Genomic DNA, 13,053 nt, shown 5'->3' with positions numbered 1-13,053 from the left:
TGCCCGGCGTGGACCAGATCTGCATCGTGACGACGGTGGTGGACGCCCGGGCAGTCGCGGACGTGCTCGCCGCCGCCGCGGTTGCCGGCCGGCTGGCGGCGTGTGCGCAGGTGAGCGGGCCGGTGGACAGCACCTACTGGTGGGAGTCGCGGATGGAGACCACCCGGGAGTGGACGGTCGTCTTCAAGACCGCCCCGGACCGGGTGGAAGCCCTGATCGACCAGGTACGGGCGGCACACCCCTACGAGGTGCCGGAGGTTCTGGTGACCTGGGTGAGTGGCGGCAACCCGGACTACTCGGCCTGGCTGCACGAACAGACCCGCCCCTGACCGGGGCGGCGGCAGCCGCCCTTGCTCCTGGATCCGACCGGAGCGGGCCGGCGCCATGCCCGAGGGCCGGCGCCATGCCCGGCACGGGCTCGGATCCCCGTTCCGGGATAGGTACGCGCACTCTGTGCGCCGGCCCGGCCGTGGCCGATCATGGCACCGTGACCGCTTCCATGAACGCTTACCCGTGCCCGGTGTGTGGGGTCGGTGCCAATCTGGCGACCGGATGTCCCGGCTGCGGCCGGGGACCGGACCCGGCCGCCGCCGAGGTGATCCGGCTCGGTGCGGAGATCGCCGTGCTCGGCGGGCGGGTAGAGCAGGCGCGGCAGGCGTACCTCGGTCTCGACGCCGCGCTGCGGCAGCTCCGGGGGCGCCGCGACGCGCTGGCCCAGCAGGTCCGGTCAGCGGCGACCGCGTCCGCCCGTGGTCCAGCGACCGCGTCGGCCCGTGGTCCAGCGACCGCCTCCGCTCGGGGACACCTGGCCGGGGACAGCCGAGGACCGATGGCAGGCGCCGTCCGGGGGCCGGTGGTCAGCGTTCCCGGTGCACCGGGCGGCAGCGTCGCCGCAGGCTCGCCGGCCGCGCCGGCCACCGACCGGGTACGCCCGGAGGCCTCCACCCGGACCGTGCAGAACGTCCTGTTCATCCTCGGCGGGCTGCTGGTCGGCACGGCGGCGATCGTCTTCACGGTGGTGGCCTGGGCCACGGTCGGGGTCGGCGGCCGGGCGCTGATCCTCGGCACGCTGACCGGGCTGGCCCTGGCCGCGCCGCTGCTGGCCCAGTGGCGCGGGCTGACCGCCACCGCCGAGACGTTCGCGGCGATCGGCCTGCTCCTGGTGGTGCTCGACGGGTACGCCGGATGGAGCGTGGACCTGTTCGGCGTGGCCGGCTGGCCGGCGGCCCGGTACGCGGCACTGGTGTTCGGAGTCGGCGCGGTGGTAGCGGGGGGTTACCACCGACTGACCCGACTCGCCGCACCCGCGTTCGCCGGCCTGCTGCTGGTCCAGCCGGTGATCCCGCTGCTCGCCTACGACGCCGGCCTCGGTGCGGCCGGCTGGGCGCTGGCGCTCGCCGTACTGGCGGTGGTCAACCTCGGCATGACCCGGGGGCGGGGCGGCGACGGACCGGCGGACCCGAGCAGCGTGGTCCGCCGGTCCGTCGCCTGGGCCGGGTACGGGGTGGCCGGGCTCGCCTCGGCACTCTGCGGGATGGCGGCGATGGCCACCATCGACGGCCCGCTGGCCGTACTCGCCGGGGGTCCGTTGCTGGTGACGGCCCTGCTGCCGGTTGCCGCAGCCGTCCGGTTGCGCAGCGCCGCCGTCGGGACCGGCGCGGCGGTCGTCTTCGTCGTGGCGCTCGCGGCGGCGCTGGTCCGGGCCGTCGTCGAGACGCCGTGGCCACTGCTCGGCTCCGCCGGGGTCGTCGCGCTGCTCGCCGCCGCGATCGCCGGCACCGCCCGGCTGGTGCCGGCCAATCTCCGGGTCGGTCCCCGGGCCGGCGGCCTGGTCGTGGCCGGCGCCCTGGCGGTGCTGACCGGGACGATGGCGCTGGTGGTCGCGACGGCCGTGGCACTGCGCTCGCAGCCGGCCTGGCGGGCGGAGTTGACCGCGCGATCCGGGCCGTTCGACTGGCAGCTTCCGCTGGCGCTGGCGCTGGCCGCCACGGCGCTCGTCCTGCTCGGCCGGCGTCTGGACCGGTCGCTGGTCGTGCTGGCCGCCGGGGTCGGCACGGTACTGGCGGCGCCGGCCGCGCTGCCGCTGCCCTGGTGGCTCGTTGCCGCCCTGGACCTGGTGGTGGCCGGCGCCCTCGTCCTGGCGGCCGCCCGGCCGGACCGGCGCCTTCGCGCGGCGCTGCCGATGGCGCTCGCCGCCGTGCCGCTGGCCGGGCACGCGGTACTCGTCGGGCTGGCCCGACCGGCCGGTGCCGCCGCCGTCTTCGGCAGCCTGGTACTGCTCGGCGTGGCGGTCGCGCTGACCGCGCCGCGTCCCGGCACCGTCCCCGGTCCGGCAGCGCAGGGCCGAGCGGGCTCGGCCAGTCCTCGCGGCGACGCGGGCTCGGCCAGTCCTCGCGGCGACGCCCGACCGCCGGTCCCGGCGTTCCGGCGGGTGCTGGGCGGCACCGGGCTCGCGGTGGCGGTACTCGCCGCCCCGCTGACCGTCCTACTCGGACTCTTCGCCGTCGACGTACCGCCGTGGTGGCAGGCGCGGGCGGTGCTGGCCAGCGCGGTACTCCTCGCCGCCGGGCTGGTGCCGGTGCGTCGGGCGGTGCCGCACTACCAGCCGTACGCGAACGCGGCGCTGGCGGCCGTCGCGCTGGTGGTCGGCCTGGCGCCCGGGCTGCCCGGTGTCGGCGAACCGGCCGGCCCGTACGCCGCCGGAGCGCTGCTGCTCAACCTCGGCGTGTGGCTGACGGGGCGGGGTCGACCGCTCCCGGCCGACCGGAGCGTCGACCGGACCGCCGAACGGGTGGCGGCGGGCGTACCGGCGCTGGTCTCCGGGGCGATCCTGCTCCTCCGGACCGCCGCCGTGGCGGTGCCGGCGGTGCTGGTCGTGCTCGTCACCCCGTACGGCTGGCTGGGCCGGATCTGGTCGGGCCCGCCGGTCGGGGTGGGGCTGTATCCGGTCGGGAGCGGCTTCGAGCCGGGGCTGGACGCCGCCGCCACGCTGACCCTGCTGCTGCTCACCGTGGCGGCGGTGGTCGCCGGCTGGGCCCGGTGGCGGGGGGTCCGGACCGTCGCTCTCGTCGCGGCACCGCTCGCGGTCGGTACCGCGCTGGTCGGGCTGGTCGCCGCCGGGGCACCCTGGCCGATCGTGCCCGCGTCGAGCCTGCTCGCCGGGATCGCCGGCCTGCTCGCCGTGGCGCTGCGGCGGGACGCCGGCCGCCGCCTCTGGCTGCTACCGGTGGGGATCGCGTTCGGGGCGGCGGGACTGGCCGGGCTGCTGCCCACCAGGTCCGGCACGCTCGCCGGACTGGCGCTGGTCGGGGCGGCGGGACTGGCCGCCGGTGTGCTCGGTCGCACGTCGGCGGCCCGGGTGGCGGGGTGGCTGACCGGCGTCGCCGGTCTCGCGGCGCTGGCCGGCACCGCGACGGTCGCCGCCGCCCTGCCGCTGCGGATCACCGCACTGGTGGTGCTCGGCGTCGCCGCGCTGGCCCTGGCCGGCAGCACCCTGCTGGCCGGCTGGCGCGGGCCGGTCGGCGAGGGCGCGTCCGGTGTCGGGCCGGGTGGGGTGCGGCCGGGCCGGGGGGCCGAGGCGGTCGCCGTCGAGGTGGCCAGCCACGTGACCGCCGGGATCGCGCTACTGCTGACGGCCGGCCAGATCCGGTACGCGGCGGCGGTCTGCACGCTCTGGGGCGTGGCGCTGGGACTGCGCGCCCTGGGCCCGGCCGAGCCGGTGGCGCGGCGCTGGGCCCGGGTGGCAGCGGCCGGGGTCGCCGAGCTGGTTGCCGCCTGGCTGCTGCTCGGCTCGGTCCGGGTGGCGCTGGTCGAGGCGTACACACTGCCGGCGGCGGTGCTCGGGTTGCTGGCCGGCGCGCTGGCGTTGCGGGCCCGGCCCGCGTTGAGCAGCTGGCTGGCGTACGGCCCGGGGCTGGGCGCCGCGCTGCTGCCGAGCCTGGTGTCGGTCATTGTCGCCGGCGACCAGCCGTGGCGGCGGCTGCTGCTCGGCGCCGGTGCCCTGCTGGCGGTACTGGCCGGTGCCCGGTGGCGACGCCAGGCACCGGTGCTGCTCGGCGGCGGCGTCCTTGCCATACTGTCGCTGCGGGAGGTGGTCGATGTGTGGGATCGGCTGCCCCGGTGGAGTTTCCTGGCCGTCGGCGGTTTCGCGCTGATCGGCCTGGCCATGACGTACGAGCGGAGGCGCCGCGATCTGCGCCGACTGCGCTCGGCCGTCAACAGGATGAGCTGACCGCGTCGAAGCTGACCGCCGCGTCGAGCTGACGGCTCGCCGAGCGGTGAGCCGGCGGCGGGCGGCCGGGCGGGCGTCCTGGCAGTGGTGCTAGCACTACCCCGGATACGGGGGTTTCCGGGTTTACTGTGCGCAATCTTAGCCCGGAGACTGGAAGTCAGCGCTTCGCCGACCGGCGTGGCGAAAAGCGACGTAGGGAGCATGAAATGGCGGTCCTCGCTGCCGCGGCCGAACCGGAGGTCCGTCGAGGAAGCGATTACTCACGGTTATCTCGACGGATCAGTGCGGCGGGTCTGATGGAACGCCGAACCGGCTGGTACGTCACCCGGATCGCGCTCACCGTCGTGCTCTTCGTCGCCGGTTGGGTCGCCTTCGCCGTCGTCGGCGACTCGTGGTGGCAGATCCTGGTGGCCGTCTTCCTGGCCGGCGCCACCACCCAGGTCGCGTTCCTCGGGCACGATGCCGGGCACCGGCAGATGTTCCGGCACCGGCGGGCCAGCGAGGTGGCCGGGCTGCTCGCCGGCAACCTCGCGGTCGGGCTCAGCTACGGCTGGTGGATCGACAAGCACAACCGGCACCACGCCAACCCGAACCACGAAGACGACGATCCGGACGTCGGGGCGGGCGCGCTGGTCTGGACCGAGGAGCAGGCACAGGCCACCCGGGGCTTCGGCCGGTGGCTGGCGCAGCGGCAGGCGTACCTGTTCTTTCCGATGCTGCTGCTGGAGGGGCTGGCCCTGCACGTCTCCAGCGTCCGGGCGCTGACCGACGGTACGCCGATCCGGCGCCGCCGGGCCGAGGCGGTGCTGCTGGCCCTGCACGCGGTCGGCTACCTGGGTGCGCTCTTCACCGTGCTCTCCCCGGGGAAGGCGCTGGTCTTCCTCGCCGTGCACCAGGGGCTCTGGGGGCTCTACATGGGGTGCTCGTTCGCGCCGAACCACAAGGGCATGCCGGTGGTGACCGCCGAGGACGAGCTCGACTTCCTGCGCAAGCAGGTGTTGACCTCACGCAACGTCCGGGGCGGGGTACTTGTCGACTTCGCGCTGGGCGGCCTCAACTACCAGATCGAGCACCACCTGTTCCCGAGCATGCCCCGGGTGAACCTGCGCCGGGCCCAACCGATCGTCGCGCGGTACTGCGAAGAGCAGGGCATCCCGTACGAGGAGACCGGGCTCTTCGACTCGTACCGGCAGGCGTTGCGGCACCTGCACTCGGTCGGCGCCCCGCTGCGGGACGGGGCTCGTCACACCTCCAGGCTGTCGACCAGCGATCCCGGCAGCTCGACGACCTCGGAGGCGGCGGGGCGCTCTGCCTCCACCGCCTCCGACCTGCTGTAGCTGTACCTGACCTCGCCGGATCCCGGCAGCACGGCCGGCACGTCGATGACGATCTCGTGCAGGTGCCCCCCGGAACTCGTACGGGCGCGGAACGGGACGGCGCCGGCCCTCGGACCGAGTGCGGCAAGCAGGCTCCGGCTGGTGATCCGCGACCGGGTGAGGTCCATCATGCCGACGAACTCGTACCCGCCCTTCCGAACCGCGCTGACGACGCAGTCGGCGAGGTCGGCGGCACCGGTGTGGTCGCCGCCGCGCAGCAGGCGCAGCGGGTTGCCCGCCGGAAGGTCGGCGGCCTTGCCGCGCATCCACTTCTTCGGCGCGCCGGGCAGGTCGGGCATCCGCACGTACACGTCAGTGTCGAACTGGAGCACCTCGATCCGGAGGATCTGGTCATCCAGGTCCCGCAGCGTGATGGTCATCCTAGCCTTCCTGCCGGCCAGGTCGATCCTGGTGTCGGTGAGCACGCCGGGGGCCCACTTCACCACGGTGATGACGCCCTGGTTCGTCTTCGCCGCCGCGTCCGCCAGTTTCTCCACCGGGCTGAGCTGTTTCGGTGCGGGCGTCTCCGCCTCGCGTGGCGCCGCCCGGTCGGGGAGTCCGGCACGGATGCCGCAGCCCGCGACCGAGAGGCACATCGCCGCGGCGAGGACGAACACTGGTACAGCCGACCGCAGAGTAGGCACCTGCGTTCCTCCCGTTGACAGAGCACGCGTACCCGGACCCTTACCGGCAGGATCCGACCGAACCACTGAAGCGGGCGACGCGGCGACCGCCAGGGTCAGGGGCGGCGTCAGCTACCGACCGGGTCGGGACGCTCATCGTAAGGCGTAACCGCGCCGGGCGTGGGCCCGGCGACCGACGTACTGGTCGCCGCTGCCGGCGAATCGGGTTGCACACCACGGCCGCCGGCCCCGGCGGTAAGGTCTGGCCATGGCAGAGGTGCTGGACGCGGAGGCGGTGCGGACCGGGTTGGCCGGGTTGGACGGCTGGGCCGGTGACCCGGCCGGCATCGCCCGTACCGTCGAACTGCCCACGTTCCGTGACGCCATCGGTGTGGTGGACCGGGTGGCAGTGGTCGCCGAGGAACTCGACCACCATCCCGACATCGACATCCGGTGGCGCACGGTGACCTTCCGCTGCGCGACCCATTCGGTGGGTGGGGTGACCCGACGTGACGTCGAGCTGGCGCGGCGTATCGACGAGACAGTCCGGGGAGCGGTGTGAGATTCGAGATAAGCAAGGTCCTCGACGCGATCGAGGACCGGGTCAGCACCGACCCGTCGCTGGTCCGGGGCGTGCTGGATCTGGCCGAGGTGGTCCGCTACCAGGATCTCGACGGCGGCCGTCCGGCCAGCACCCTGCGACTCGGCATGGTCATCGACGCGCTCGGGCGGCATCTGGAGGAGGACAACGTCCCCGTGTACGCGGTGGTGCACCGCGCGCTGCTCAGCGAGGCCGACCTCACCTCCAACGAGCGGATGGTGCTCCGGCGCTGGGCCGACAACGGCCTGATCGAGGTACTGGTCAACCCCGGTGACCGGGTGCTGGAGGTGGCCGACCTGCTCGGCCTGCCGGTGCTGAGCCGGGGCCGCTTCGACGGCATCTCCGGGCGCTTCCCGTGGGTGACCAGCGCGCCGGGCCGACTGCTCGCCCCGCTGCCGGGAGCCGGCGGCCCGGTGCTGGCCCAGCGGGTGAAGGGGACGCCGGCGGCCACCGGGCCGTCGCCGACCGGCCGGAAGCTGCTCGCCCGCACCTGGCGGTGCAAGGAGCCCGGCTGCGTGTTGTTCGGCGGCGGTGGCGGTGGCGGTGCCTTCGCCGACCTCGCCGAGATCGACCGCAAGCCGAGCGGCCAGCCGCCGCCGACGCTGCGTGGCGGGATGCCGATGTGCCCCCGGCACGACCAGCGGCTCAGCGACGCCGGGCCGAGGCCGAACGAGGAGGTGCTGTCGATCCGGATCGGCGGCATGGTCCGACGCCGGTTCGTGGTGACCGCCGAACGCCCGGTGGTGGTCGGCCGGGCGCCGGACGACTCCGGCGGGATCCGGCTCGGCCAGTGGCTCAACGACGAGGCGCGGCGCTGGATCAGCCGCAGCCACGTCCGGTTCGAGCTGCGTGGCGGCGACCTGGTCGCCCAGGACGTCAGCACCAACGGCTCCGGCGTACGGCCGGGTGGCTCGATGGACGAGGCCGAGCGGGTCGCGCTGGCCCGTCAGCAGTCCCGGGTGATGCGCGGCGGCGACATCGTGGAGCTCTATCCGGGCGTGCAGGTGGGGCGGGCGAGCACCTGGACCTCCGGCGGCATGACGAACCCGACCTCGGTGATGGCCGAGGCGCCGACCATGGCGATCCGGCTGCCCGACCGCCGCTGACCCGTCCGGGGCAACCGGCCGGGGCGGACCTTGCCGGCCGGGCGGGCCGGGCCGTACGGGACGGACCGGCCCGGGGGCGTCCGGTGCGACCGGGACGATCGCCTCGCCGAACCTTCAGCGCAGTACGGCGGCGAGCTGCTCCAGCACGTGGTCCAGTTCGGGTGCCTCGATGACGAGTGGCGGCGCGAGCCGGATCGTCGAGCCGTGGGTGTCCTTGGCCAGTACGCCGCGCTCGGCGAGCCGCTCGCACGCCTGGCGCCCGGTCATCAGCGCCGGGTCGATGTCGATGCCGGCCCATAGTCCCCGGCCGCGCACCGCGACCAGCCCTTCGCCGACCAGCCCGCGCAGTCCGGCGTGCAGCCGCGCGCCCAACTCGGCCGACCGGTGCTGGAACTCGCCGGTGGCGAGCAGCCGGACCACCTCGGTGGCTACCGCGCAGGCCAGCGGGTTTCCGCCGAACGTCGAGCCGTGCTCGCCGGGCCGGAGTACCCCGAGCACGCCCGCGTCGGCCGCGACCGCCGAGACCGGCACGATGCCGCCGCCGAGCGCCTTGCCGAGGACGTACATGTCCGGCGTGACGTCCTCGTGGTCGCAGGCGAACGTCTCGCCGGTCCGGCCGAGCCCGGACTGGATCTCGTCGGCCACGAAGAGCACGTTCCGCTCGGTGCAGAGCCGGCGTACTCCGGGCAGGTAGCCCGGGGGCGGCACCACGACGCCCTGCTCGCCCTGGATCGGCTCCAGCAGGACGGCCACGGTGGTCTCGTCGACCGCCTCGGCCAGCGCGGCGAGGTCACCGTACGGGACGATCCGGAACCCGGGGGTGTACGGCCCGAAGTCGTCCCGGGCATCCCGATCGGTGGAGAAGCTGACGATCGTGGTGGTACGCCCGTGGAAGTTGCCGTCCGCGACCACGATCGTGGCCCGCCCGTCCGGTACGCCCTTGACCCGGTAGCCCCACTTCCGGGACACCTTGATCGCGGTCTCCACCGCCTCGGCGCCGGTGTTCATCGGCAGCACCAGGTCCTTGCCGCAGAGCTGCGACAGCTCCCGGCAGAAGTCGGCGAACTGGTCGTGCACGAAGGCCCGGCTGGTCAGGGTGAGCCGGTCGAGCTGGGCGTGCGCGGCGGCGATCAGCGTCGGGTGCCGGTGCCCGAAGTTCAGCGCGGAGTAGCCGGCCAGGCAGTCGAGGTAGCGCCGGCCGTCGACGTCGGTGACCCAGGCGCCCTCGGCCGAGGAGATCACCACCGGCAGCGGGTGGTAGTTGTGCGCGGTCCAGCGTTCCGCCTCACGTACCGCTTCCGGGGTCCGCAACGCGCCATCCGCTTCGGAGCCGCGCAGCACGTCGTCCACGATCACTTGGTCGCCTCTCGTTCCCGCAGCACCAGGGTGCAGCACTTCGGTCCGCCGCCGGCCTTGCGCAGCTCGGACAAATCAACACCAATTGTGTCGTACCCGCGTTCGCGCAGCGCCGCCGACAGTCCGGTGGCCTGGGCCGGGAGTACGACGTGCCGGCCGTCACTGACCGCGTTCAGGCCGAGCACCTCGGCATCGGCCATCCCGGCCAGCACCGCGTCGGGGAAGAGCCGGCGCAACACCGCCCGGCTGCCCGGCGAGAACGCCTCGGGCAGGTACGCCACCGTCTCGTCGTCGAGTACGCAGAGCGCGGTGTCCAGGTGGTAGAAACGCGGGTCCACCAGTTGCAGGGTGATCACCGGCCGCCCGAAGACCTCCTGGAGGTGGGCGTGCGCGGCGTGCGAGGTCCGGAACCCGGTGCCGGCGAGCAACAGCCCGCCGACCGACAGGATGTCGCCCTCACCCTCGTTGACGTGTTTCGCCTCGTGCACCTCGAAGCCGGCCCGGTCCAGCCAGCCGGCGTACGCCGGGGCCTCGTCGGCGCGCTCCGGGTCGCGGAACTGCACCGCCAGCGCGCGGCCGTCCAGCACCGTCGCGCCGTTCGCCGCGAAGACCATGTCGGGCAGCCCGGGCAGCGGCTCGATCTCGTCGACGCTGTGCCCGAGGTCCAGGTACGTCTGCCGCAGCGCCTCCCACTGCCGCACCGCGAGGGTGGTGTCGATCGGCGCGGTCGGATCCATCCAGGGGTTGATCGCGTACTCGACGGTGAAGTACGTCGGCCGGCACATGAGGTAGCGCCGGGTCTGCGCCGGGCCGGCCGGGGTACGCCCGCCGGTGGCGGTGGCGTCCAACGTCATGCTCCTGCTCCTGGGGGGTTGGGCGCGCCCGGCCTCCGTACGGCTCACGAGCTGGCGCCGAACCTCAACGCTATGCGCGGCCCGCCGGCCGGAACCACGGTTGAGAATTGCTTGTCCCGGCTGATCGTTGCGTCTGGCGGGGGAGGCAGCCACGAACCGTTGCGCGGGCCCGGGATTCCTCCGGGCAGGAGCAGGATTGGCCCCGGACGCACTTCGGGGGCGGCGTCGACGCCGCCCCCGAGAATGTGCGCTCAGGTGGTGAACCACCACCGGCTGGCGGGGCCGGAGCGATGCACCACCGCTCCGCGCCGGTCCTTACCCGATCAGAACCGGTCGACAAACTGTGAATCAAGCCACTCGCGGAACCGGACGACGTTGTCGCCGTCGGTGTTGGGCCAGTCGAACTGGCCGGTCATCGCCAGCACGGCGACGACGACGGCGCCGACCCCGAGGACGAGGCCGATCAGCGCCTCGGTCCGGCCGGCGACGTGCCGGCGGGCGGTCGCGGAGACACCGCCGACGCCGAGCAGCAGGGCCAGGGTGCCGAGCACGATGCCGTACCCGGCCAGGGCGCCGGTCAGCACGAAGGCGGCGGCGGCCACCCCGAGCACCAGGCTCAGCGTGGCGAGCATGCTGGCCCGGGGACGCGGACCCCGCTCCACCACGACCGGCTCGGTCTGCGGCGTACGCTCGCCGAGCCCGCGCTCAGGTTCGGCCCTGCGGTCGGTTTCGGGCCGGGTGTCGGTCCTGGTCCCGGCCGGGGGAGTCGGGGCGACCGGCGGCGCCTTCCGGGGTGCGGGGTCGGGCTCGGTGACCGTGCTTCCGGCCCGGCGGTTCGGCCCGCCGTCGGTCCGGTCGGCCTCGTCCCGCCCCGCGGTCCGGTCGGCCGACCGGGTACGGGTGCCCGCGGTGTCGGCGGCGGTGCCGGTCGACCGCTCGTTGCGGTCGCCAGGGCGCTCGTCGCGGCCGTCGACCCGGCCGTCGCGGTTCTCGTCCCGCGTCGGCGCCGGCTCCGTATGGCGCATCAGTGATGGAATCCTGACCACAACACACCTCCTGATCCATGCGTGGAGCCTCGTCGATGGCGCCTACGCAGCGTTGGGATCGGTGTACCCCGATGGGCGATCCACCACACACATCGGGCGAGGTGGGTCGAACTGGCCTGGTGATGGTCGGGCCGAGTCGAGTGATGGTGGGCCGAGTCGAGCCTCAGTCGTCGTCGACCTGGGTGAAGGTGACGGTGGCCGGGCGGTAGCCGGGCACCGTGAGGGTGAGGACGGCGACGTCGTCGAACGAGTCGGCGTCCTGCGTGCTGTAGAGGAGGTACGACTTCGGCGTGCTCCAGTCGGTCGGGCTGAAGGTGATGACCATCGGCGGTGAGGCCCAGACGCCGGTGCCGTTGATCGTCATCTGGACCTGGACCGACTGGGTCGGCGGATGGCTCAACCGTACGGTGAACGAGGCGCTGCTGCCCTCGGGCACGGTCCGCGTAGCCGGGTCGACGAGCACGGCCGGCGACCGGCCCGGCGCCGAACACGCCACCCCGTTGACCCGCCAGTTGGACGGCGGCAGGGCGGTCCCGGTGTAACGGACGACGAAACCGAGGTCTATCGAGCCGCCGGGTGGCACCGGAGGGGCTCCGATCGCGCGCTCCGCCCGGACGTGCTGGCCGAAGACCTGCACGTTGTAGTTCCAGATCGATGTGAGCTGGTGGTTGTCCGGAAGGGTGAACTCCACCAGGACGCTGTTCCAGGGGATGTCACCGACGTTGCGGATCCGGGCATTGCCGACGTAGCCGCCGGTCCAGATACTCGAGGTGAAGTCGACCTCACAGGCGACCGCGGCCGGGGCGGGCGCGGCCGGGGCGGGCGTGGCCGAGGCGGGCGCGGCCGGAGCGGCCAGCCCGGTGACGGCCAGGGCCAGTGTGGCGAAGGTGGCGGACCAGCGGCGTACGGAATTGCGACTCATCAGTTTCCTCTCGGGTCGGAGTCGGGCGTGCGGAACCTGCCGCCGTTGCCCGTCGGCGGTTGTGACCCGTGCCACCCGCTAGGAACATTGACAGCCTCCCATCTGTTGGGGTGTCCCGGAAGGCCGATGCCGGTTCGGTCGTACCGGACCATCCGGTAGTCCGGCACCATCCGGTAGTCCGGCACCATCCGGTAGTCCGGCACCATCCGGTAATCCCGGCACCGTCGGTTGTCCGGCTGTCCCGTTGGAGAGGTCGCCAAGCCGATGTTCGACACCGTGCAGAGGTCGCCAAGCCGACGTTCGACCTGGCCGGCCGGATACTGCCGGGCGGCGGCGCCCGTTTCTGAGCCCGGTCGCCCCCTCCCATGGTTTGCCGACCGGGTTCCTGTGCGGGGCGCCGCCGCCTCGGCTGCCGGTACCGTTCACGGGACCGGCTGCCGTCGTGATGCGGAAGCGGCGATTGCCGGCATACCGACCACCAGAAGACGGCGTAGAGATGAGTAGTGGGTGCGTCGAAGGCGAGTAGAGGATGCGTGGAGGGCGAGTAGGAAGTCCGATGCTGGAAATCCACATCCGGTGCCGGTCGAGGACCGTCTACGCAGTGGCCTACGTCAATCCGACTTGCGCACGCCGGGTCCGCCTACACCCGGAGGGGACGCCGGCCGGTTTGTGTCCTGTCGCGCCGCTGTGCAGGCAGAGGTTTCGGCTTCTGCGGGGGGTGGCGGACCGGGCGCAGGCCGGCGAACTGGACGTAGATCTCACGTCGCTGAACGGCCTCACCGTATTCGTCGACTGTGTAACCGGTGAGCCAGCACCAGCCGTGATAGGTGGGCTTTTCGTCCACCCGGGTCACCCTGAACAGCAGTCCCCGCCGACCGCTGAACTGTATGCTCGCGGCCGCCCCAACCTGCACCAACATTCCGGGGCGGGGTGGCCCG

At 73.6% G+C, this 13,053-nt stretch carries 10 protein-coding genes; 5 read left to right on the top strand and 5 right to left on the bottom strand.

Going from position 1 to position 13,053, the window contains the following annotated elements; genetic code table 11:
• Positions 1–8: 8 nt before the first annotated feature.
• The 3 genes from cutA (at position 9) to EV371_RS28685 (ending at position 5,568) form a co-directional block, all read left to right on the top strand.
• On the top strand, positions 9–329 hold the full coding sequence (cutA, locus tag EV371_RS28695) for a divalent cation tolerance protein CutA (protein ID WP_130464797.1): 321 nt from the start codon (positions 9–11) through the stop codon (positions 327–329).
• Positions 330–499: 170 nt separating this feature from the next.
• A complete protein-coding gene (locus EV371_RS28690) occupies positions 500–4,231 on the top strand; it encodes an SCO7613 C-terminal domain-containing membrane protein (protein ID WP_130464796.1) in 3,732 nt (1,243 codons plus the stop codon).
• 206 nt (positions 4,232–4,437) lie between these two features.
• The gene (locus EV371_RS28685) at positions 4,438–5,568 is read left to right on the top strand and encodes a fatty acid desaturase (protein ID WP_130464795.1); all 1,131 of its coding nucleotides are present in this window, start codon (positions 4,438–4,440) and stop codon (positions 5,566–5,568) included.
• Here EV371_RS28685 and EV371_RS28680 read toward each other — a convergent pair.
• Positions 5,475–6,224, bottom strand: a complete 750-nt coding sequence (locus EV371_RS28680) for a hypothetical protein (RefSeq protein ID WP_130464794.1) — start codon at positions 6,222–6,224, stop codon at positions 5,475–5,477. The two genes, EV371_RS28685 and EV371_RS28680, sit on opposite strands and share 94 nt — an antisense overlap.
• 274 nt (positions 6,225–6,498) lie before the next feature.
• Between EV371_RS28680 and EV371_RS28675 the strand changes: the two genes are divergently transcribed.
• On the top strand, positions 6,499–6,792 hold the full coding sequence (locus EV371_RS28675; protein ID WP_130464793.1) for a 4a-hydroxytetrahydrobiopterin dehydratase: 294 nt from the start codon (positions 6,499–6,501) through the stop codon (positions 6,790–6,792).
• A complete protein-coding gene (locus EV371_RS28670) occupies positions 6,789–7,937 on the top strand; it encodes an FHA domain-containing protein (RefSeq protein ID WP_130464792.1) in 1,149 nt (382 codons plus the stop codon). The genes EV371_RS28675 and EV371_RS28670 overlap by 4 nt, the downstream gene beginning before the upstream one ends.
• A 114-nt stretch (positions 7,938–8,051) precedes the next feature.
• On the opposite strand, the gene rocD is transcribed toward EV371_RS28670, so the two are convergent.
• The 4 genes from rocD to EV371_RS28650 all read right to left on the bottom strand — a co-directional run bounded on the left by rocD (position 8,052) and on the right by EV371_RS28650 (position 12,115).
• A complete protein-coding gene (rocD, locus tag EV371_RS28665) occupies positions 8,052–9,248 on the bottom strand; it encodes an ornithine--oxo-acid transaminase (RefSeq protein ID WP_130466281.1) in 1,197 nt (398 codons plus the stop codon).
• A 41-nt stretch (positions 9,249–9,289) separates the two neighbouring features.
• On the bottom strand, positions 9,290–10,147 hold the full coding sequence (ddaH, locus tag EV371_RS28660; protein ID WP_130464791.1) for a dimethylargininase: 858 nt from the start codon (positions 10,145–10,147) through the stop codon (positions 9,290–9,292).
• A gap of 323 nt (positions 10,148–10,470) precedes the next feature.
• Positions 10,471–11,172: a thrombospondin gene (locus EV371_RS28655; protein ID WP_130464790.1), complete on the bottom strand. Its 702-nt coding sequence runs from the start codon at positions 11,170–11,172 to the stop codon at positions 10,471–10,473.
• A gap of 184 nt (positions 11,173–11,356) precedes the next feature.
• Entirely contained in the window at positions 11,357–12,115 is a 759-nt protein-coding gene (locus EV371_RS28650) for a cellulose binding domain-containing protein (RefSeq protein WP_130464789.1), read from the bottom strand.
• Positions 12,116–13,053: the final 938 nt, after the last annotated feature.

It is taken from the genome of Plantactinospora sp. CNZ321 (assembly GCF_004217235.1).
The sequence above is the reverse complement of the archived record's forward strand: the minus strand, read 5'-3'. Positions and strand labels throughout refer to the sequence as shown.

Excerpts from the sequence above, each read along its gene's own strand:
- EV371_RS28690 (WP_130464796.1), top strand. The coding sequence starts at position 500 with ATGAACGCTTACCCGTGCCCGGTGTGTGGGGTCGGTGCCAATCTGGCG.
- EV371_RS28685 (WP_130464795.1), top strand. The coding sequence starts at position 4,438 with ATGGCGGTCCTCGCTGCCGCGGCCGAACCGGAGGTCCGTCGAGGAAGC.
- EV371_RS28675 (WP_130464793.1), top strand. The coding sequence starts at position 6,499 with ATGGCAGAGGTGCTGGACGCGGAGGCGGTGCGGACCGGGTTGGCCGGG.
- ddaH (WP_130464791.1), bottom strand. The coding sequence starts at position 10,147 with ATGACGTTGGACGCCACCGCCACCGGCGGGCGTACCCCGGCCGGCCCG.
- EV371_RS28655 (WP_130464790.1), bottom strand. The coding sequence starts at position 11,172 with ATGCGCCATACGGAGCCGGCGCCGACGCGGGACGAGAACCGCGACGGC.
- EV371_RS28650 (WP_130464789.1), bottom strand. The coding sequence starts at position 12,115 with ATGAGTCGCAATTCCGTACGCCGCTGGTCCGCCACCTTCGCCACACTG.